The sequence below is a fragment of the Actinomadura bangladeshensis genome, from assembly GCF_004348335.1.
Taxonomy (GTDB): Bacteria; Actinomycetota; Actinomycetes; order Streptosporangiales; family Streptosporangiaceae; genus Spirillospora; species Spirillospora bangladeshensis.
This window is the reverse complement of the sequence record NZ_SMJW01000144.1, coordinates 1-20991: the sequence shown is the minus strand read 5'-3', so window position 1 is coordinate 20991 and position 20991 is coordinate 1. Positions and strand designations below refer to the sequence as shown.

Genomic DNA, 20991 nt, shown 5'->3' with positions numbered 1-20991 from the left:
GTCGTCGGCTAGCGGGTGGCGAGGTATTCGTGGATTGAGCGGACGGCGGTGGCGCCCTCGCCCACCGCTGAGGCGACTCGCTTGATCGAGCCCTTTCGGACGTCTCCGGCTGCGAAGACGCCGGGCATGCTCGTCTCCAGCGGGGTGGGGGGATGGGAGGTCCGGGTGTCCTCGGGTATCTCGGAGCCCGTGAGGAGGTAGCCGTGGTCGTCGGCGGCGACGGCGTCCCGGAGCCACCGGGTGTGCGGCTCGCCGCCGATCATGATGAAGAGCGCGGACGCCGGGACCTGCTCTGTGGTGCCCGCGGCCCGGTCGGCGAGGGTGAGGTGTTCCAGGTGCCCGTCGCCGCCGCATCCGACCACCTCGGTCCGGGTGCGGACGGTGATGTTCGGGGTCGATTCGATGGTGCGCAGCAGGTAGGTCGACGCCGACTTCGCCAGGTTGTCGCCGCGGACGACCAGTGTGACCGTGCGGGCGTGCTTGGCGAGGTGCAGGGCGCCCTGGCCCGCGGAGTTGCCGGCGCCCACGATGAAGACGTCCTGGTCCCGCATCGCGCGGCTCTCGCCGACGGCCATGCCGTAGAAGATGCCGGCTCCGACCAGGGCATTCAGGCCGGGAACGTCGAGCCGCCGCCAGTCGACCCCGGTGGCGATCAGTACCGCGCGTGCGCTGACCTCGGAGCCGTCCGCCATGCGGACCACCCGGCGGTCGCCGCGGGCTTCGAGGCCGACGGCCTGCTGGGCGAAGACGATGTGCGCGCCCATCAGCCACGCCTGCTCGCAGGTCCGCTCCATCAGGTACCCGCCGGCGATGCCGTGCGGAAAGCCCGGATAGTTCCTGATCATGGGGCTGGTGCCGGCCTGCCCGCCGGAGAAGGCCCGTTCCAGCAGGACGGTGTCGAGTCCTTCGGAGGCCGCGTACACCGCCGCCGTCAGGCCGGCCGGTCCGGCACCGACGATGGCGATATCGCAGACTTCGAGGTCGTTGGCGACGTTGACCCCGATGGCGCGTGCGAGATCGGGAATCTGCGGATCCACGAACGCCTTGCCGTCGTAGCGGATCACCACGGGCAGGCGGGACGCGTCCACGCCGGCTTCCCGCAGCAGCCGCCGTCCCGTTTCCTCGTCGGCGGGGTAGACGAGGAACGGCAGGTTGAAGCGCGCCATCACGTCGCGCAGCCGGAGGACGCGGGGGTCGTCCATCCGGGCGACGACGCGGAAGAGTTCGAAGACCGGTTCCTGCTCCTGCGTCCAGGAGGACAGGAATTCGCTCATCGCGCGATGCATCGATTCGTCGTTCGTCCATGGCCGGACGAGGTGGAAGTCGGCGTGGCCGAGCGCGATCGCCTGGACGGCCGGGCTGGTCGAGGAGTAGTCGCGGTCCACCATGAGCACGCGTTTGGCGTTGGGGTGCAGCTCCTGGGCGGGCGGCAGGACGTCGGCGCAGGCGTCGTCCACCATCAGCAGGGCGACGGCTTCCTTGTCCTGCGCCGACGTCTCCAGCGCGGTCCGCGCTTCTTCGGGCGAGCTCGCTTCCTTCACCGTGAACGCTCCGCCCAGCCGGCGCCTCAGGTCGGCGAGCAGCGCGTGCCGCGAGCCTGGGTCGTGGTCCACCACGAGAATGACCGGTGACGTCACTGTCCCAGCGTAATGGCTGGTAGGTGGCCGGTTTCGGGCGTGACCGCCTGGTCGCCGGGACCCTTTTGCGAGATTTGACCGGCGGCCGGGGTGTGCCCGCCGCAGCGGTGGCGGTCAGCGGGATTGGGGGTTGGAGGTGAGGTGCTTGAAGAGGGGGCGGCCGACGCCGAGGAAGGTGCGGCCGGTCATGCCGTTGATGATGCCGGCGGCGGAGGCGTACCAGGCGCAGACGGCGGTGAGGACGCCGATGTAGCCGCCGATCTTGATGGTGTTCTCGCTGGTGGAGAACTGCCCGATGAACAGGATGATCTCGGTCGCCTCCAGGGTGACGAAGACGGCGAGGATGGCCTGGTTGACCTGGGTCGCCCACAGCATCATGTAGGTGTTGAAGATCGCGAAGGCGAGGAGGATCCAGCCGAGGTCGTTGGCCTCCTGGGCGGGGGTGGCCCCGCCGGCGATGAGGGCGACGTACAGCCCGAGGCCGAGCCAGAAACCGCCGTACGACGAGAACGCCGTGCAGCCGAACACGTTCCGGTTCCGGAACTCCCACATGCCCGCGAGGATCTGGACGAGGCCGCCGTAGGCGAAGGCGTAGCCGAGCCAGGCGTCGGTGCCGTCGGTCCAGCCGGCGTTCTTGGCGGACAGGAGGAACGTGGTCAGGGCGAAGGCCGCGAGCCCCAGGGGTGCGGGGTCGGCGGCCGAGGGCGGTGTCTGCGGACTGGACTCTTGCTCGACGTAGGTCATGGTGCCTCCTTGGTGGAGTCCCATCGCCGTGTCTCGCTCGGACTCGTACGGGCCGGGCAGGGATGGACGAAGGAATGCGGCAACGGACGTCGGGGAAGGCCGCACCCGCGGGAACGTCGTCCCATAGTGATCCGACCTCACCGTCATGCCAGGCATCCGGCGCTATTCGGACGGCGTCAGATGCGTCCCTGAACTGCGGAGACCGTTATCCGGACGGTCTCGATTCGGATCATAACTCCGTTTGCGCGTCCGGTCAGGACCCTGTTCGCCGGATATTCCCGACGTATCGTTACAAAGTCAACTCATCAAAGTTGAATTGGGAGGGTAGGGGCGTTCTCGACGTCCCGGGACGTGATCGAGATGGGGTGCGGCGTTCGCTTCTCTGGGATGGCTTTGCCCGCCCGCGAGGGGATCTTTGCCTAGCGGCGGTGAGGTTGAATTTAGCTGTGCGAATTATCGACAAGTCATGGTAAGGGGGTGACCGGTCACCCGGGGTGCCGAATGGGTCGCTGGGGCGGATGTTATTAGACCGGCTAGACAACAGCCGCGTCAGTCGACCACGGCGTCGCTGAAGGTCGGGGGGTCGCCCAGCATGGCGCGGTGCGAGCGCGGACTGCGGCCGTCGGTGTCGACGACGCCCAGCTCCTCGCCGAGCTCGGCACCGATGAGGACCCGGCCGCTCCAGCGCATCCGGTCGGGGTGGCGGGCGAGGGCGTCGATCACCCGTCCGCTGAACTCCGGGGACTCGGCTCCGGCGGCGAACGACTGGTAGCGGTCGGGGACGCCCTCGAAGAGCGCCCTGTTCCGCTCGGTCTTCAGCAGGCCCATCCAGAGGGACACGGCGGCGACGTTGTAGGGCTTGAAGTCGATGGCCATGTCGTGGGCCATCTTGTCGACGGCGGCCTTCCCGGCTCCGTAGGCGGGGCCGTGCATGTAGCAGCGCCCGCCGAAGGAGGAGGTGTTGACGACCAGCCCTCCGTCGCCGCCGATGAGCAGCGGGGCCGCGTAGTAGCTCGCCACGTAGGCCGAGCGCATTCCCACGTCGAACATGCTCTGGAGCGCCAGCGGCTTCTCCCAGAAGGGGCCCTTCCGGGCCAGTCCGCCGGGAATCGTGAAGGCGTTGTTCACGAGAATGCCGAGCGTGCCCGACTCGCGCTCGACCTGCTTGAAGAGGGCCTCGACCTGGGCGTCATCGGAATGGTCGCAAATCACCGGGACGCCGGTGCCGCCGCGCTCGGTGATCTCCTGCGCGGTCGCGAAGACCGTGCCGGGGAGTTCGCCTTCGGTGCGGGTGCGTCCGGTCACGTACACCGTCGCCCCGGCTTCGCCGAGGGCCAGTGCGATTCCCTTTCCGGCGCCGCGGCTCGCTCCGGTGACGACCGCCACCCGGTTCTCGGTCACGCCCATTTCTTGATCTCCCCCAGGAATTCCAGCATTGCCGCGGTGGTCTCGCCCGGCTTCTCCATCTGCATCATGTGCCCGGCGTTCTCGACCATCCGGACAGCGCGCAGATCCTCGTAGTGCTCGCCGAGGTGGTTCAGCGGGTCGTCGCCGTGCCATGCCTCCAGGTCGACGTCCTGCTCGCTGCCGATGAAGTAGAACGGGACGGGGTTCTTGCGGCCCGCGTACGACGTCCGGTACTCCCAGGAAAGGTCCATGGCCCGGTACCAGTTCAGCCCGCCGGTGAAGCCGCTGCGGCTGTAGTCGGCGACGTAGAACTCCAGTTCCGTGTCCGTCAGCCACGTCCAGGGGAGCGGTGGCGCGTCCGGCAGGGCGTCGATGTAGGTCGTTCCCGGAGGTTTCCGCCAGACGTCGAGGTAGTGGTAGTCGCTGGAGAGCGCGTAGAACAGCCTGCGCAGGAATTCGCGGGGCGCGGCGGCGAGGTCGTCGTCGGCGGTGCCGGACGCGACGAAGTAGTGGATGTGGTTGAAGTGCCGCGCGGCCTGGCGGGCGGCGATGGCCAGCGGCGGCTCGGTCGACGGGGTGATGAACGGGTTCTCCAGCCCGATGATCGCCGCGATCCGCTCGGGACGGTGGTAGGCGAGGTCGTAGGCGGCGAACAGGCCGAAGTCGAGGCCGCTGAAGACCGCCTTCTCCGCGCCGAGGTGGTCGAGGAGGCCGGTCACGTCGGCGATGATGCGGTCCGGAGCGTACTCGCGCGGGTCCGCGGGCCCGGACGTCTGCCCCATGCCGCGCATGTCGGGCACCACGACGCGGAACCCGGCGTCCGCGATCGGCCCGATCTGGTGGCGCCAGCTGAACCACGTGTGCGGGAAGCCGTGCAGGAGGACGACGAGCGGCCCGGCCCCCTCCTCCACGTAGTGGACGTCGAGGCCGTTGATCTTCGCGTACCGATGACTCCAGCCGGCCATGCGCGGTTCCTCAGGGCTCCAAGGGCGATGTGCGACCGACTGTGCAGCACGTCATCGCCCGGAGCGCCGCGATGTCCCGCTCAGTGGGAGCCTCGCCCGTCGGCCATGGGCAAGGTCACGCGGACGGTGGTGCCGGCACCAGGCGCGGTGCGTATTTCGGCGCGGCCGCCGTGCGCGGCGGCGATGGCGTCCACGATCGGCAGGCCGAGGCCCGTCCCGCCGGTGCCCTTCTCCGCGCGGTGGAAGCGTTCGAAAGCGCGCGCGGCGTCCTCCGGTGACATGCCCGGCCCCTCGTCCGCGACCTCGATCAGACCCGGCGCCAGACGGACGGTCGTAGGCGTTCCGGGGGGTGTGTGGGCACGGACGTTGGCCAGCAGGTTCGCGAAGACCTGGCGTATGCGCGACTCGTCGACGTTGGCGATGAGCGTGTCCGGGGCGTCCAGCCTTACCGGACGGTCAGGCTCGGCGGCGGTCGCGTCGGCCACGGCGTCCCGGGCAAGGGCGGCCAGGTCTGTCGGGACTGGGTTCAAAGACGCCTCGCGGTCCAGTCGGGCCAGCTCCAGCAGGTCGGTGACCAGGTCGTTCATGCGGCGGGCCTCGCCCTCGATGCGGCGCATCGCGTCGGGCAGCTCGTCCGGGCCGAGGGCGCCGTGCCGGTACAGCTCCGCGTAGCCCTGGATGGTGGTCAGCGGCGTCCGCAGCTCGTGGGAGGCGTCGGCGGCGAACTCCCGCACCCGCGCCTCGGACCTGCTGCGCGCCCAGAACGCCTGCTCGATCCGCTCCAGCATCACGTTGACGGCGGCGGCGAGCCGGTCGGTCTCGGTGCGCCGGCCGGTCGCGGGCATGCGGGCGCGCAGGTCGCCGCCGGTGGTGATGGCGTGCGCGGTCGCGGCCATCCGGTCCAGCGGCAGGAGGCCGCGCCCGATGAGCCACCGGCCGAGCACGATCAGGGCGGCGAGCAGCAGCGCCGCCGTCGCGACCTCCGACAGCACCAGGTTCCGGACGGCCGAATGGATTTCGCCGAGCGGGGCCGCGACGACGACGGTGCCGTTGCGCCAGGGGCGGGCCACGGCGCGCAGCCCGGGGAGGGAGAACGGTTCGAGGCCGCGGGCGCGGGCGGCCAGCTCGTCCGGGCCGAGCCTCTCGATGGCGGCCACGGCCCGGGCGGGGTTCGGGTCGTCGCCGCTGAGCACCCGCACCCGTCCGCCCGGACCGACGCCGAGCACCACGAACTGGGCGGGGGCGACGCCCTGTTCGGGGAGGCCGGGGCGCAGCCGGGCCACGGCGCGGTCGCGGGTGGCCTGGAGCTGCTCGTCCACCCGGTGCATCAGGTACCCGTTCAGGACGAGCGCGCTGACCAGCCCCATGATCGCCAGTCCGGCGGTGGTGACCGCGAGCAGGCCGGCGAGGAGCCGGGCGTTGAGCGTCATGGCCGCAGCGCGTAGCCGACCCCGCGCCGGGTGTGGATGAGCGGCGCGCCGAGCGGGTCGAGCTTGCGGCGCAGGTAGCTGATGTAGGTCTCGACGACCTGCGGGTTGCCGTGGTCCCAGCCCCACACGCCGTCGAGCAGTTGGGCGCGGGACAGGACGACGCCCGCGTTCCGCATCAGGTAGGCGAGCAGGCGGAACTCGGTGGGTGACAGGTCGACGTCCACGCCGCCGCGCCGGACCGTCCAGTGCGCCTCGTCCAGTTCGAGGTCGCCGACGCGCAGGACGGTGTCCGGCGAGGACGCGGCCGGGGCGGCGCGGCGCAGGACGGCGTGCACCCGCGCGATCAGCGCCTCGATCGAGAACGGCTTGGTGACGTAGTCGTCGCCGCCGAGCGTGAGCCCGGTGACGGTGTCGGACGGCGTGTCCCGGGCGGTCAGGAAGATCACCGGGACCTGGTCGCCGTCGGCACGGAGCCGCCGGCACACCTCGAAGCCGTCCAAGCCGGGGAGCATGACGTCCAGCAGGACGAGGTCGGGCCGCTCCCTGCGGGCGGTGCGCAGCGCGTCCTCGCCGGTCGCGGCGGTGACGGTCGTGAAGCCGTGGAAGCGCAGCGCGACGTCGATCAGGTCGCGGATGTTGGCCTCGTCGTCCACGACGAGCACGCGCCGGCTCTCGCTCATCGGCCCCACTTCGCTGGACGTCCTCCCAGCCCGAAGGTACCGCCCGCGCCCCGGCGCGCGGCCGTGCGCGCGGGTTTCAGCGGCGCTCGGGGACGCGGATCAGGCGGGCAGTGCGAGTGTCGCCGGAGCGTTCGCCTGCGACGAGCACCGCGTCGTTCTTGGCAAGGTCCTTGAGGGCGGACTTCTCGCCGTCCTTGCGGACGCGGGTGTCGCCGTTGGCCGTCCACGTCCAGGACACGCCGTCGGCGCTGCGGACGGTGACCCCGCCGGACGTGACGGACGTGATCTGCCCGCGCTGCCAGGTCGCGAGGTGGAAGCCGTCCTTGCGCTTGACGGTCGCCTCCCCGTGGACGCCGCGGAAGGCGCGCGGCCGCAGGAACGGATGGCCCTTCCCGGGATGCCCGGGATGGGCGTGTTTCGCCGTCGGGGAGGAGGACGGCGACGGGGCGGGATCGGCGGCGGACGCGGGAACGGCGAGGTAGAGCCCGAGCCCGAGGAGGCCGGCGGCGCCGACTCCGGCCGCGATGGTCGTGGTTCGCATGCGGCTCATGCAACCTCAGGCGGCTGGCAGAAGTCCTCCGGTAATCCTGGGAGAACCCTGGGAGTTCACCGAACGCCGTTCAGCATGGCGCCGATCAGGCGGACGGCCTGCTCGCGCGCCCGCGCGGGGTCGTCGGCGTCGGCCATGGAGAGGGCCAGCTCGGTCAGCGCGCCGTAGAAGGCGGCCGTGGTGAGGCCGAGAGGATGCGGGCCGGACTCGCCGAGGAGTTCCGTGAGGCCGCTCGTCAGGATCGTGCCGAGGTGGCGCTGGTCGAGTTCGCGCCAGCGCTGCCAGCCGAGCGCGATCGGCCCCTGGAGCAGGACGATCTCGCGGTACTCGGGGTCGGAGCAGACCTCCAGGAACGCGCGGACGCCTTCGGCCGCCCGCGCGAAGGGCTCGTCCTCGCGGGCCATCGCGGTGGTGATGCGCTCCGCCGCCTGTGCCTCCATGTCCTCGAAGACGGCCTCGAACAGGCCCTGCTTCCCGGCGAAGTGGTGGTACAGGGCGCCGCGGGTGAGCCCGGCGGCGCGGACGAGCTCTTCGGCGGACACGTCGGTGAAGCCGCGCTCGGCGAAGAACCGGCGGCCGGTGTCGAGGAGCGCGGTGCGCGTGCTCTCGACGTACCGCTCCCGCCGGGTCTTGACATGCTCCATGCGGCATGTATAACACATACACAGTGTATGTAAGATGCGTCACGCATGAGGGGACGTGGGGGGCATGGCGGACATCGCGATCGTCGGGGCCGGGGTGGCCGGGCTGGTCGCCGCGCGCGACCTCGTCCGGGACGGACACGACGTCGTCGTCCTGGAGGCGCGCGACCGGGTCGGCGGGCGGCTGCTCAACGGCGAACTGCCCGGCGGGGAGCCGATCGAGGTCGGCGGCCAGTGGGTCGGCCCCGGGCAGGACAGGGTGCTCGCCCTGATCGCCGACCTCGGCCTCTCCACCTACCCGACCTACGACGAGGGACGGCACATCGCCGAACTCGGCCGGACGCGCGGCGAGTACACCGGCCGCATCCCGCGGCTCTCCCCGCTCACGCTCGCCGACATCGCGCAGGCGCAGCTCCGCGTCGCCCGCCTGGTCCGCGGGATCCCGGCGGACGAGCCGTGGAAGGCCCGCCGCGCCGCCGCGCTCGACGGGCAGACCTTCGAGACGTGGATCCGCCGGACCATGCGCACGAGCGGGGGCCGTGCGTTCATGCGGCTGATCACGCAGGCGGTCTTCTCGGCCGAGGCGGGCGACATGTCGGCGCTGTGGGCGGGCTTCTACCTGGCGTCCGCCGGCGGGCTCGACCCGCTGATCGACACGACCGGCGGCGCGCAGCAGGACCGCGTCTGCGGCGGCTCCCAGCGGATCGCGCTCGCCCTCGCGGCCGAACTGGGCGACCGGGTCGTCCTCAACTCCCCGGTCACGGACATCGAGTGGACGGACGACTCGGTCCGCATCCGCGCCGCCACCGGCGAGGTGCGGGCGCGGCGCGCGATCATCGCCGTCCCGCCGCCGCTCGCCGCCCGCATCCGCTTCGGCCCCGGCCTGCCGGGGGACCGCGACCAGCTCGTCCAGCGCATGCCGATGGGACGCGTGATCAAGGTGAACGTCGCCTACGACGAGCCGTTCTGGCGGGCGGACGGGTTCAGCGGCCAGGTGACCAGCGACCGCCGCCCGTTCGGCGTCACCTTCGACAACACCCCGGAGGGCGGCGGTCCGGGCGTCCTGGTCGGCTTCCTGGAGGGACGCCACGCCGACATCGCCGCGCGCCTGTCCCCCGCGGACCGCCGCGCCCAGGTCATCGCCGACCTGACCGCCTACTTCGGCCCGCGCGCGAAGAACCCGATCGCCTACATCGAGCGCGACTGGGCGGAGGAGGAGTACTCGCGCGGCTGCTACGGCGCCTTCGCCACCCCAGGCACCCTGACCCGCTACGGCCCGTCCCTGCGCCGCCCCGTAGGCCCCCTCCACTGGGCGGGCACCGAAACCGCGACCCGCTGGGCCGGCTACACCGACGGTGCCGTCGAATCCGCCCACCGCACCGCGAAGGAAGCGGCCCAAGCCCTCTGACCCACCCGGCGACCGCCGCCCAGGCGTCAGTCGGGGGTGGCGAGGGTTTCTAGGACCTGGTCGCCGTACTTCGCGAGTTTGTTCTCGCCTACGCCGTTCACTCGGCCCAGTTCCGCGAGGGTCGTGGGGAGGGCGGTGGCGATCTCGCGGAGGGTGGCGTCGTGGAAGATCACGTAGGCGGGGACGCCCTGCTCCTTGGCGGTGGCGGCGCGCCAGGCGCGCAGGCGCTCGAAGAGGGGCATCGCCTCGGCGGGCAGGTCGACCGGGGCCTTGGCGGTCTTCGCGGCCTTGGCCGCCTTCGTGGCGGGACGTTCGGGTTCGCGGCGCATCATCACCGTGCGCTCGCCGCGCAGGACGTCGCCGCTCGTCTCGGTCTGGAGCAGGGTGCCGTGGTTGCTCTCCACGGCGATCAGGCCCTGGGCGAGGAGCTGGCGGACGACGCCGCGCCACTCGGCCTCGCGCAGTTCGGTGCCGACGCCGAAGGGCTTCAGCGAGTCGTGGTCGAACTGGATGACCTTGGCGCTCCGCTTGCCGAGCAGGATGTCGATGATGTGCCCGGCGCCGAACTTCTGGCGGCGTTCGCGGTCGAGCCGGACGATCACCGAGAGGACCTTCTGGGCCGGGACGGTCGCGTCCCAGGTCTCGGGCGGGGTCAGGCACGTGTCGCAGTTGCCGCAGGGCTCGCCCGACTGGCCGAAGTAGTCCAGGAGCCGGACGCGGCGGCATTCGACCGTCTCGCAGAGGGCGAGCATGGAGTCGAGGTGGATGCTCTGGCGGCGGCGGTGCGCGGCGTCGCCCTCGCCGCCGTCGATCATCTTGCGCAGGTTGACGACGTCCTGCAGGCCGTAGGCGAGCCAGGCGGTGGACGGCAGGCCGTCGCGCCCGGCGCGGCCCGTCTCCTGGTAGTAGCCCTCGACGGACTTGGGCAGGTCGAGGTGGGCGACGAAGCGGACGTCGGGCTTGTCGATGCCCATGCCGAACGCGATGGTCGCGACGATGACGAGGCCGTCCTCGCGGAGGAAGCGGGCCTGGTTCGCGGCGCGCGTCCCGGCGTCCAGGCCCGCGTGGTACGGGAGGGCCTCGATGCCGTTCTCGGTGAGGAACGCCGCGTGCTTCTCGACCGAGTTGCGGGAGAGGCAGTAGACGATCCCGGCGTCGCCCTTGTGCTCGGTCTGGAGGAGGCGGAGGAGCTGGCGCTTGGCGTCGGTCTTCGGCTCGATCCGGTACTGGATGTTGGGACGGTCGAAGCTCGCGACGAAATGGCGCGTCTTCGCCCCCGGGCCGGGTTCGAGGTTGAGGCGGGCGGCGATCTCGCGGCGGGTCGTCTCGGTCGCGGTCGCGGTGAGGGCGATGCGCGGGACGTCCGGCCAGCGTTCGTGCAGGCCGGACAGCATCAGGTAGTCGGGGCGGAAGTCGTGCCCCCACTGCGACACGCAGTGCGCCTCGTCGATCGCGAAGAGCGAGACGTCGCCGCGGTCGAGCAGCTCGACGGTCGCGGGGAGGCGCAGCCGTTCGGGCGCGAGGTACAGCAGGTCGAGCTCGCCCGCGACGAACTGGGCCTCGACCACGCGGCGCTCGTCGAGGTCCTGAGTGGAGTTGAGGAAGCCGGCCTGGACGCCGAGCGTGCGCAGCGCGTCCACCTGGTCCTGCATGAGGGCGATGAGCGGCGAGATGACGATGCCGGTGCCCTTCCGGACCAGCGCCGGGATCTGGTAGCACAGCGACTTCCCGCCGCCGGTCGGCATCAGGACGAGCGCGTCCCCGCCGGCGACGACGTGCTCGATGATCTCCCGCTGGCCGTCCCGGAACGCGTCGTAGCCGAACACGCGCCGCAGGACGTCGAGCGTCTCCGGTGTCTCCGTCGTCTCGGGGGAAGTCATCGGCCCATACTATGAACCGCCGCCGACACCTGCCCCCGAAACCCTCACCTGTGGATAACCTTCACCAGATCCGGGGTGACCTCGTCCAGCCCGGACGCGACGTGGGAGGCGAGGGCCAGCGCGTCCGGCGCCGCCGGATGCGCCGGACGCGGGATCGCGATCACCGTCATGCCGGCCGCGTGCGCCGAGCGCAGCCCGTTGCTGGAGTCCTCGATGGCGACGCAGTCGCCGGCCGGGACCTCCATCTGCGCGGCGACCGTGAGATACCCGTCCGGTGCCGGCTTGCCGTACTCGACCTCCTCGGTGGACACGGTCGTGCGGAACAGGCCCTCGACCCCGAGTTCGCCGAGCACCAGGTCGATCAGGGCGCGCGGCGACGAGCTGGCCAGGCCCAGCGGACGGTACCCGGCCATCCGGCGGACGGCCTCCTCGGCGCCCGGCAGCAGCGGCAGCCCGTTCGCGTACCGCTGCGACATCTGGTCGATCACCTCGTAGGCGACGTCCTCCGCGGTGACGCCGTCGACGAGATCGGTGGCGATGTAGGCGGCCCACTCCTCGGTGCTCATGCCCATCAGCCGGTCCTGGGTGTCGGGCAGCCAGCGCCCGCCGTGGTCGGCGACGTAGGCGCGGCGCACCTCCTCCCACACCGGCTCCGAGTCGATCAGCACCCCGTCCAGGTCGAACACGATGGCCTGCACGGACATGGGACCTCCAGTGATCTCGGCGCGATTTCCGGTCCACTACCCCCTGCCACCGGGGCAGAACCGCCTCCCGGACGGGCCGGCTGTACCGGATTTATGCCGCGAATCCGACATGATCCAGTTTCGGTCTGGCATCGTGGTGCACCTCCGTACCCCCTCCGGAGTCACTGCAGAGGAGATCCGCCCATGGTGTTCCTCGGTTTTCTCCTGGTCGCGGCCGCCATCGCCGTCGGTGCCGGCGTCGTCCTCGACAACACCGACGCCGCGCACCTCGTCCTCTTCGGCCAGACCGTGCCGGGCCTGAACAACGAATGGCAGGTGTTCCTGGCCGGCGCGGGCGTGGCCGTCGTGTTCGTCCTCGGCATGACGCTCACCGTCTCGGGCGCCGCCCGCCGCATCCGCAACCGCCGCGACCTCCGCGACCTCCGCGAGGAGCACGAGGAGTCGCTCACCACGCTGGAGATGGAGAAGCGCCGCCTGGAGCGCGAACTCGCCCGCGTCCGGCAGAACGCTCCGCGGCGGGGCGCGCAGCCCGAGCCCGCGGCCACCTCGGTGCAGGGCGTCCGCGTCGCCCCCCGGTCCCGCATCCCCGCCGCGTCCCCCTTCTTCGAGCGCAACGAGTAGTCCGCGGCGGTGACCGGACGATCCGCCCAGATCGTCACCTAGAGGGATGCGGGACGCACCGCGCACCCGACATGATCGTGGTGTGCGGATTCTTCTCAAGGTGGGCATCACCGCGGTCGCCCTGTGGGTCGCCACGGTCGTGATCGACGGCATCGCGCTCGGCGATCAGACGACCGGCCGGCGCGTCCTCACGCTGGTCGCGGTCGCCGTCATCTTCGGCCTGGTCAACGCCGTCCTCAAGCCGATCATCAAGACCCTCGGCTGCGCGTTCTACGTCCTCACGCTGGGGCTGATCGGCCTCGTCGTGAACGCGCTGCTGCTCCTGCTGACGAGCGAGGTCGCGCAGCGCCTCGAACTGCCCTTCCACGTCGACGGCTTCTGGCCCGCGTTCTGGGGCGCGATCGTCGTCGGCATCGTCGGCTGGCTCCTGCACCTCCTCCTCCCGGACGACGACGATGACGACTAGCCGCTAGAGCCGGTGAGGGCCGCGCGTTCGAAGGGGCCGCGCTCCAGCCGGTCCGGCGGCCCACCGGCGTACTCGCGGTACCGCTGCGGACGCGATCCGGGCGCGCCGATCAGTATCCAGCGGTGCGTCCGGACGGCACCGAGGAGGAACTCGGCGTCCGTCAGCGCCCCCGCGTCCGCGATGATCAGCGCGTCGAACTCCTGGTCGGGGGCGGTGAGGGCGGCGCCGAGCGGCGTTCCCACGACGACGTCGGCGGTGCGCAGCAGGACCTCGCTCTCCACCGTCCGGCCGCCCGCCAGATAGCCGGTGAGCTGCTCGATCCGGGCCATCGCGCGGCGCTGGTGCGCGGAGACCGCCTCCGGGTCCTCGGCGGGGTCGGCGCCGCAGATCTCCGCGACGTTCTCCCGCGTCCGGGCCTCGGCCTGCGCGACCGTCTCCAGGTCGCTCTCCCGGACCGCCGTCTCCTCGGCCGCCTCCGCCGTGCGGCGCTCCAGCGCGGCCGCCATCTTGTCCGCCTTCGCCGCCGCGTTCCCGGCGTCCGCGCGGGCGCGGGCCGCCGCCGCGAGCGCGCTCTCGCGGGACGTCCGGGCGGCGGTCAGCCGGTCCTCGATCTCCTTGGCGGCCTGGTGCGCCGTGCGCGCCAGCAGCCCCGCCTCCGTCGCCTTCTCCACGGCCTCCGTGGCGCGCCGGGCGTGCTCCCGGTGCTCGGCCGCGGCCTTCTCCCGCTCGGTCGCCAGCCAGGTCAGCTCGGTGCCGAGCCGCTCCTGGGCCTCCTTCGCCTGCTCCAGCCGCGCCCCGCCCTCGGACACGAACGACGCGAGCCCCCGGCGCACCCGCTCGGCGTACTCGGCGGCGTCCTTGGCCTCGCGCGCCCGCGTGGCGGCCTCGTCGGCCTCCCGCGTCCGGGCCTTGACCTCGGCGCGCAGGCCGCTCAGCTCCGCCGGCGGCGACGCCACGTGCAGCCGCTGCCCCAGCGTCATCTTCCGGCGGACCGCCGACAGCGCCGACTCCGCCGACACCAGCCGGTAGTAGGCGGCATGCCCCTCGGCGGCGGCGTCGGCGTCCGCCGCCGTCAGCCGGTGCGCCTCCTCAGCCGCGGCGGGCAGCGCCTCGCGCGCCCGCGCCAGCTCGTCGCTCAGGGACGCCTCCGCCTCCCGCGCGCCCTGCAGCTCCGCCTGCGCCGTCTTCGCCCGCTCGTCCAACTGCGCGCAGCGCGCGTAGGACGCGTCGGCCGTCCGGGTCATGGCGGTCGCCTCGTCGGACGCCTGGTCCGCCTCCGCCTGCAGCCGGTCGGCCTCCGCACGCGGCTCCACCAGCTCGGCCTCGGTCTCGGCTTGGACGGCGGCGAGCCGCTCCGCCTCGGCCTCCGCCTCACCGGCCGCCTGCTCGGCCGCGGCCGCCGTGCTCCGCGCCTCCTCGATGCCGTTCCGCAGCGCCGTCTGCTCGGCCTCCAGCTGCTCGGCGCGCCGCAGGTTCTCCGCCTGGACGGCCTGCAGCGCCGCCGCGTCCCGCGGCCACTGCTCCAGCCACATCAGCCCGCGCCGCAGCAGCCGCACCTCCGTCTCCCACGCCTGCCGCCACGCCTCCCCGACAGGCCGCAGCGCCGCCGCCCGCACCCGCCCCTCCGGCGCCGAAGGGACGGCCTCGTCCTCGACCGGTGCAGCAAGCACTGACTCACCCTCGGGCAGAGTGACCGCGCTGTCGTCCTCATCCAGCTCGTCCGGTAGTGACGGCAGCGGTTCGACCCGCGTGACGGTGGATGCGCTCTCGCTGGGCTCGGGTGACGTGGCGGGGGGTTCGTCTTCAGGGAGGGGGGCCGCGCTGTCAGCTTCGTGTAGCTCGTCCGGTAGCGAAGGCAGCGGTTCCGCTCGTGTGACGGTGGAGGCGCTCTCGCTCTCATCCGGCTCGGGGCCTGTCAGGGGCTTGAACTCTACGGTTCCGTGGGTGCCGGGCTCCCTCACCGGCGGTGGTTCGGGTGCTTCCTCCGCTGCGGGCGGCTCTTCTTCGATCGGCGGGAGGGCTTGGGTCCGCACCGAGCGGGATTCCGCTGTTTCGGGGCGTGTCTCGATCAGCAGGGAGAAGATCTCGGAGTCGCTCTCCATGGTCCGCAGCAGGTCGGTGGCCTGCTCCGGGGTGGGGGCGACGAGGAGGGCCCGTGCGTCCGACGCCGTGAGTTCCTTGATCGCCTTTCGGACGGCGTCGGCCTCGCCGCCCTCCTCGACGTGGACCAGGCGCAGGGTGTCCGTTTCGTCCAGGGTGCCGGGGGCCACCAGGAAGCGGGCCAGCGTCTCCCAGTCGCCCGCGACCTGTCCGGCGCGCACGGCTCGCAGGGCCGCGATGTGCGGTGCCCAGCCGACCGGCGGGACGTCCTCGGGAACCTCTCTGAGCTGCGCGTCGAGCCGTTCGTAGAACTCGCTCAGCGGCGCGTAGACGCTCTCGACCAGTTCGCGTCCGCCCCAGCCGACCTCGTCCGTCCCCAGTGCCGGGGTGGGCTCCCCGGCGTCGATGGGGACGGTCTCCAGCCCGGCTCGAAGATCCACTTCGTCCTCGGCGGGTGGGGGTCCCTCAGGGTGCTGCTCGTCAGGCTCGTTGGTGTCTGCCGGCTGCTTCACGACGTCATCCCGTCCCAGATCGACCGTCCGGGGCGTAATTTCCCCTTCTGCCCGGGACTAACGTCTCACAGGTCGGGGATCAGCGGTGGCCCGCGAGGACGGCGTGATGATCTTCACCGTCGCGGGCCTCGGGGTCGGGGTGGACGAGGGCGCCGGTGAGGCGCGGCAGCGCGTGCAGGAGGCTGTGCTCGGCGTCCACGGCCACTTGGTGGGCGCGGACGAGGGTGCAGCCGGGGTCCACGATGACGTCGCATTCGGCGCGCAGGTTGTGGCCGATCCAGCGGAGGCGGACGTCGCCCACGGCGAGCACGCCCGGTGTTGAGGCGAGGGCCGTTTCGGCGCGGTCGACCAGGGCCGGGTCCACGGCGTCCATGAGGCGGCGCCAGACCTCGCGGGCCGTTTGCCAGAGCACGACCGAGATCGCGGCCGTGATGAGCAGGCCCACCACCGGGTCGGCCCACGGGGCGCCCAGGGCGATGCCGCCCGCGCCCAGGAGAACCGCCAGGGACGCGAATCCGTCCGTGCGCGCATGGAGACCGTCGGCGACGAGGGCCGCCGACCCTATGCGGCGGCCCACACGGATCCGGTAGCGGGCCACCAGTTCGTTGCCCAGGAAGCCGACCAGGGCGGCCCCGGCCACGGCCGGCAGATGTTCCACAGGCTGTGGATGGGTGAGGCGCTCGACGGCTGCGTATCCCGCGACGATGCAGGAGGCGGCGATGGCCACGACGATGAAGACGCCCGCCAGGTCCTCGGCGCGCCCGTAGCCGTAGGTGTAGCGGCGGGTGGGCGGACGCCTGCCCAGCACGAACGCGATCCCCAGCGGGACGGCCGTGAGCGCGTCCGCGGCGTTGTGGAGAGTGTCGCCCAGCAGCGCCACCGAACCGGTGAACGCGACCACCGCCGCCTGAAGGACGGTGGTCGCGCCCAGGCCCGCCAGCGAGATCCACAGGGCGCGCATGCCCTGGGCGCTCGCCTCCAGTGCCGAGTCCACCTTGTCGGCCGCCTCGTGGGAGTGCGGCCGCAGGATGTGCCCGAGGCGCCCGATCCGGCCGTGCCGGTGCCCGTGTCCGTGGCCGTGCCCGTGTGCGCTCATGTGTCCACGATGAACCACGAATCCCGTTGCAGCATCTCGATAACTGCGCTGTCGTCGCAGGTACGCGGCCTATGCCGGTGCGGTCTGCTCGTCGGTGCGGGCTCTTCGTCAGTGCGGGTTCGTCGCCAGTAGCTCCGCCAGGAGGTCGTCCAGGGTGACGATGCCCGCGAACTCGCCCCGCTCGTCGTTCACCACGGCGAGCTGGGCGTGGTCCCGGCGCATGCGGCTGACCGCGTCCAGGACGGTCGTCTCCGCCGTCAGGACGGGCGCCGGGTGCGCCAGCTCGTCCGCGCGCCGGTCCCCGTTGGGCTCGGTGATGGCGGCGCGGACGTGCACGATCCCCGTCATCGCGCCGTCCCCGGCCTGGACGAGCAGCCGGTTGTGCCCGCTGGCCGTGGCCGTCCGGCGGATCTGCGCGGCGGTCGCGTCCGCGCCGATCGTGGTGACGGACGTGGCGGGCACGATGAGGTGCCCGACGGTCGCCACCCGCGCCGAGATGGCGCGGCGGAGCAGCTCGTGGTCGTGCCGCCCGATGAGGCCGAGGCGGCGCGACTCGCCGACCAGGTGGCTGAGCCGAGCCGGGTCGGTGTGGCTGTCCAGCTCGTCCTTCGGCGTGACGCGGAAGAGCCGCAGCAGCGCGTTCGTCGTCGCGTTCAGCGCCGACAGGATCGGCCGGGACACCTTCGCGAACGCGCGGAACGGCAGCGCCAGGATCAGCGCGGACCGCTCCGGGTGCGTGATCGCCCACGACTTCGGCGCCATCTCCCCGATGACCATGTGCAGGAACGTGACGACGGCGAGCGCGGTGCCGAGCGCGATGGCCTTCACGCCCGCCTCGGGGACGCCGAGCGCGTGCAGCGGCGGTTCCAGGAAGTGCTCGAACGCGGGCTCGGTGACGATCGCGAGGCCCAGTGAGCACATCGTGATGCCGAACTGGGCGCCCGCGAGCATGAGCGACAGCTCCCGGACCCCGGCGAGCGCGGCGACGGCCGGGCGGCTGCCCTTGGCGGCGGCGCGTTCGAGCTGCGACCGGTTGGCCGCGACCAGCGCGAACTCGGCCGCGACGAAGAACCCGTTCCCGATCAGCAGCAGAACGGTGATCAGCAGCGACGGCAGCGGGTTCATGACACCTCCACCGAGGTCGAGGGCGCGGGCGCGGTGGACGGCGGGCGGGGCGCCGGTACGGACGCCGTCCTGATCAGGATCTTCTCGGCGACGCGGCGCACCACGCTCACGACCTCCAGCTCGACGGAGCCGGCGTCGAGGTCCACGGTGAGCCGGTCCCCGGCGGACGGGAGCCGGCGCAGCTCCGCCATGACGAGCCCGCCGAGCGTGTCGTAGGCGTCGCCCTCCGGCAGGTCGAGCCCGGTGAGGCGGCCGACCTCGTCGATGCGCATGCCGGCGTCGACGAGCCAGGAGCCGTCCGGGCCGGACGTCGGCGCGTCCTCCAGGCCGTCGGTCTCGTCGGTGATCTCCCCGACGAGCTCCTCGGCGACGTCCTCGAAGGTGAGGATGCCGGCGAGGCCGCCGTACTCGTCCACGACGCAGGCGAACTCCTGCCGGGAGTCGCGCATGTGCTCGATGACCCCGTACAGCGGCTGGCTGCCGGGGACGAGCAGCGCCGGCCGGGCGATGTCGCCGACCGGGGTGGCCGGGTCGAGGGCGTCGTCGGCGACCTCGCGGACGCCCGCGACGCCGATCACGTCGTCGACCTCCGTCCCGTAGACGGGGTAGGCGCTGTGCCCGGTCTCCCGGATCAGCGCGATCAGGTCGGCGGCGGTCGCGGTCGACGGCAGCGTCCGGACCTGCGGGCGCGGCACCATGACCTCGTCCGCGGTCAGGTCGCCGAACGACACCGCGCGTTCGAGCAGGCCGGACAGGTCGGCGGGCAGGTGCCCGGCGCTGTGCGACTTGCCGATGATGTCGCCGAGCTCCTCAAGGGTCGCGCCGCTGTGCAGCTCCTCGACGGGCTCGACGCCCACGGCGCGCAGCAGGCGCTCCGCCGCGCGGTCGAACAGCCGGATCACCGGCCCGGCGACGGTCAGGTACACGAGGGTGGACGCGGCCAGGGCGCGCGCGAGCGATTCGGCGCGCGCCAGCGCGAGGTTCTTGGGGAACAGCTCGCCCAGGAGCATCTGGATGAGCGTCGCCAGGACGAAGCCGGTCGCCAGGGCGATCGCGCCCGTAGCCCCCGCGGGGAGGCCCACGACGTCCAGCAGCGGCTGGATCAGTTCGGCGAGGGCGGGCTTGGCGATGAATCCGACGACCAGGGTCGTCATCGTGATTCCGAGCTGCGCGCCCGACAGCATGAACGAGACCCTGCTGATGACCTTCAGGGCCCTCTTCGCGGACGTGTCGCCGCGTTCGGCGGCCTGCTCCAGCGTCGCGCGGTCGGCGGCGACGTAGGCGAACTCCTGGGCGACGAAGTACCCGGTCGCCGCGGTGAGAAGGATCACTGCGAGTACGCCCAGTGCCGCGCTCACCATGAGGCACCGGGTCTATGACTGGGGTCCGACACCGCGGACTCACCACTCCTCTCGTAGACGGACTACCTGTCGTAACGTCACTCGGCACAACGACGTTCCCGGTGGAAAGGGTACGGGGCGGCGGCCGGCGTCCACTGCCGGGAGGGCACGCCGAGCACGCGGAATGCGGCGGGCGTGGGCGAAAGCACCTTGTCTCGGTTAGTGTCACGGATCACACTTGTATGAGAGCGTACGTCCGATAGTGGACCGGTCCGTGCTCCCAGACCGGCGCCGCCAAAGGGCATGCTCGGGGGACCGGAGAAGCGATCGCGGGGCAGACGTTGGACCAGAGCGGGGCCGGGGCCGCCGCGCCCATGAGTCGTGAAGGCGTCGACCATGCCCTGCGAAAGCTGCGGGACGAGCGCGAACGCATCTCCACGTCCCTGGTCGACCTCGAGGACCAGCCCGGAACGCGCCTGCTCAAGGGCGCCCGGCTCACCGGCGAGACGTGGCGGCGGTGGGAGAACGCGCAATCGCGGCTGGCGACGCTGTGGCTGCTGTTCGACGCCTACCAGCGCGTCCTGGAAGAGGCGTGCGAGCTGCGCGGACGCTCGCCGCGCCCGGACGCCGCGGCGCTGACCGAGCTGTCGGGGCTGCTGGCGGGGTGCTCGGTGGAACTGCCGGACGGGGAGGTCCCGCTGGAGCACCGCACCCTCCTCGGCCCCCAGGAGCGGCGGATCACGCTGGACGAGGCGGTGGCGATGATGTCGGACGCCTACACGTTCGTCGCGGCGGAGGTCGCCGCCGCCGACACCGCCTGGTCGGCGCTGCTGACGCCGCTGGAGCAGGCGGAGGAGAGCTGGCGGACGGCGACCCGGCTGGCGCACTCGCTGGACGGCACCCGCCACCCCGAACTCGACCGGGTCGGGCGGGAGCTGACCGCGCTGGGGCGGCTGGTCCGCACCGATCCGCTGTCGTTCGTGCGGAACGGGCGTCCGGACACCGGCCGGCTCGACCGCGTCCGCGCCGTGCTGACCACGCTCGGCGACGAGCTCGCCGGCGTCGCCCGGATGCGGGACGAGTACGCCGACCTCCTCGCCCGCGTCACGGCGGTGATCGAGGAGACCGAGCAGACCGAGCGGCGGGCCGGGGAGGCGTACGCGACCGCGCTCGCCAAGATCCGCTCGCCGAACCTGCCGGCGCCGGCCACCGGGCTCGGCACCGCGCTCCGCGACCGGCTCGCCGCGCTGGAGCGGCTCCGCGAGGCGGGCCGCTGGGTGGAGATGGCGGGCCGCTTCGCCGAGTTGGAGCGCGCCGCCGAGGACGCGCTGGAACGGGCGCGCGGCGATCTGCGTCTCAGTGCCGGCCTGCTGGACCGGCGGGGCGAGCTGCGCGGGCGCCTGGAGGCCTACCGGGCCAAGGCCGCGCGCCTCGGCCTCGTCGAGGACGAGCGGCTCACCGCGCTGTACGGCGAGGCCCGCGAGATGCTGTGGACGGCGCCCTGCGACCTGCGCCGGGCCACCGCGGTCCTCGCGGAGTTCCAGCGGGCGATCAGGGCGAGCGAGAGCGAGACGGGGACGCGGCGATGAACCGATGCACCCAGCCCGGCTGCACGGGCGCCATCGACGCGGACGGGTTCTGCGACGTCTGCGGCATGGCCCCCGCCCCCGAGCCGGCGCCCGCCG

The 20991-nt window shown here is 72.3% G+C and carries 18 protein-coding genes; 4 read left to right on the top strand and 14 right to left on the bottom strand.

Annotated elements, in window-relative coordinates; genetic code table 11:
* Nucleotides 1–8: 8 nt before the first annotated feature.
* The 8 genes from E1284_RS25145 to E1284_RS25110 form a co-directional block, all read right to left on the bottom strand.
* On the bottom strand, nucleotides 9–1637 hold the full coding sequence (locus tag E1284_RS25145) for an NAD(P)/FAD-dependent oxidoreductase (protein WP_131942602.1): 1629 nt from the start codon (nucleotides 1635–1637) through the stop codon (nucleotides 9–11).
* Nucleotides 1638–1751: 114 nt separating this feature from the next.
* A complete protein-coding gene (locus E1284_RS25140; RefSeq protein WP_131942601.1) occupies nucleotides 1752–2381 on the bottom strand; it encodes an acetate uptake transporter in 630 nt (209 codons plus the stop codon).
* A 549-nt stretch (nucleotides 2382–2930) separates the two neighbouring features.
* Nucleotides 2931–3788, bottom strand: a complete 858-nt coding sequence (locus E1284_RS25135; protein WP_131942600.1) for an SDR family NAD(P)-dependent oxidoreductase — start codon at nucleotides 3786–3788, stop codon at nucleotides 2931–2933.
* A complete protein-coding gene (locus tag E1284_RS25130) occupies nucleotides 3779–4753 on the bottom strand; it encodes an alpha/beta fold hydrolase (RefSeq protein WP_131942599.1) in 975 nt (324 codons plus the stop codon). The genes E1284_RS25135 and E1284_RS25130 overlap by 10 nt, the downstream gene beginning before the upstream one ends.
* An 80-nt stretch (nucleotides 4754–4833) precedes the next feature.
* A complete protein-coding gene (locus E1284_RS25125) occupies nucleotides 4834–6183 on the bottom strand; it encodes a sensor histidine kinase (protein ID WP_131942598.1) in 1350 nt (449 codons plus the stop codon).
* Nucleotides 6180–6863, bottom strand: coding sequence for a response regulator transcription factor (locus E1284_RS25120; RefSeq protein WP_131942597.1), 684 nt, complete (start codon nucleotides 6861–6863; stop codon nucleotides 6180–6182). The genes E1284_RS25125 and E1284_RS25120 overlap by 4 nt, the downstream gene beginning before the upstream one ends.
* Before the next feature lie 76 nt (nucleotides 6864–6939).
* Nucleotides 6940–7404, bottom strand: a complete 465-nt coding sequence (locus tag E1284_RS25115; RefSeq protein WP_131942596.1) for a hypothetical protein — start codon at nucleotides 7402–7404, stop codon at nucleotides 6940–6942.
* A 65-nt stretch (nucleotides 7405–7469) separates the two neighbouring features.
* On the bottom strand, nucleotides 7470–8057 hold the full coding sequence (locus E1284_RS25110; RefSeq protein WP_131942595.1) for a TetR/AcrR family transcriptional regulator: 588 nt from the start codon (nucleotides 8055–8057) through the stop codon (nucleotides 7470–7472).
* A gap of 64 nt (nucleotides 8058–8121) precedes the next feature.
* Here E1284_RS25110 and E1284_RS25105 point away from each other — a divergent pair, with 64 nt between their 5' ends.
* Entirely contained in the window at nucleotides 8122–9462 is a 1341-nt protein-coding gene (locus tag E1284_RS25105) for a flavin monoamine oxidase family protein (RefSeq protein ID WP_131942594.1), read from the top strand.
* 26 nt (nucleotides 9463–9488) lie between these two features.
* Here the strand turns inward: E1284_RS25105 and recQ are convergent, their stop codons facing one another.
* The gene (recQ, locus tag E1284_RS25100; protein WP_131942593.1) at nucleotides 9489–11342 is read right to left on the bottom strand and encodes a DNA helicase RecQ; all 1854 of its coding nucleotides are present in this window, start codon (nucleotides 11340–11342) and stop codon (nucleotides 9489–9491) included.
* Between the two features lie 44 nt (nucleotides 11343–11386).
* Complete coding sequence (locus tag E1284_RS25095) at nucleotides 11387–12046, bottom strand: HAD family hydrolase (RefSeq protein ID WP_131942592.1); 660 nt, start codon at nucleotides 12044–12046, stop codon at nucleotides 11387–11389.
* 183 nt (nucleotides 12047–12229) lie between these two features.
* Between E1284_RS25095 and E1284_RS25090 the strand changes: the two genes are divergently transcribed.
* On the top strand, nucleotides 12230–12667 hold the full coding sequence (locus E1284_RS25090) for a hypothetical protein (protein ID WP_207923944.1): 438 nt from the start codon (nucleotides 12230–12232) through the stop codon (nucleotides 12665–12667).
* An 82-nt stretch (nucleotides 12668–12749) separates the two neighbouring features.
* A complete protein-coding gene (locus E1284_RS25085; protein WP_131942591.1) occupies nucleotides 12750–13133 on the top strand; it encodes a phage holin family protein in 384 nt (127 codons plus the stop codon).
* Here the strand turns inward: E1284_RS25085 and E1284_RS25080 are convergent.
* From E1284_RS25080 to E1284_RS25065, 4 genes are all read right to left on the bottom strand, one after another.
* Nucleotides 13130–15745: a coiled-coil domain-containing protein gene (locus tag E1284_RS25080; RefSeq protein ID WP_131942590.1), complete on the bottom strand. Its 2616-nt coding sequence runs from the start codon at nucleotides 15743–15745 to the stop codon at nucleotides 13130–13132. The two genes, E1284_RS25085 and E1284_RS25080, sit on opposite strands and share 4 nt — an antisense overlap.
* 79 nt (nucleotides 15746–15824) lie before the next feature.
* Nucleotides 15825–16841 (bottom strand): cation diffusion facilitator family transporter, encoded by a 1017-nt coding sequence (locus E1284_RS25075; protein ID WP_131942589.1) that lies wholly within the window; start codon nucleotides 16839–16841, stop codon nucleotides 15825–15827.
* A gap of 108 nt (nucleotides 16842–16949) precedes the next feature.
* Nucleotides 16950–17966, bottom strand: a complete 1017-nt coding sequence (locus tag E1284_RS25070) for a hemolysin family protein (RefSeq protein ID WP_131942588.1) — start codon at nucleotides 17964–17966, stop codon at nucleotides 16950–16952.
* On the bottom strand, nucleotides 17963–19297 hold the full coding sequence (locus tag E1284_RS25065; RefSeq protein ID WP_243714737.1) for a hemolysin family protein: 1335 nt from the start codon (nucleotides 19295–19297) through the stop codon (nucleotides 17963–17965). Before E1284_RS25065 ends, E1284_RS25070 begins: the two co-directional genes overlap by 4 nt.
* Before the next feature lie 383 nt (nucleotides 19298–19680).
* Between E1284_RS25065 and E1284_RS25060 the strand changes: the two genes are divergently transcribed.
* The gene (locus tag E1284_RS25060; RefSeq protein WP_131942586.1) at nucleotides 19681–20895 is read left to right on the top strand and encodes a hypothetical protein; all 1215 of its coding nucleotides are present in this window, start codon (nucleotides 19681–19683) and stop codon (nucleotides 20893–20895) included.
* Nucleotides 20896–20991: the final 96 nt, after the last annotated feature.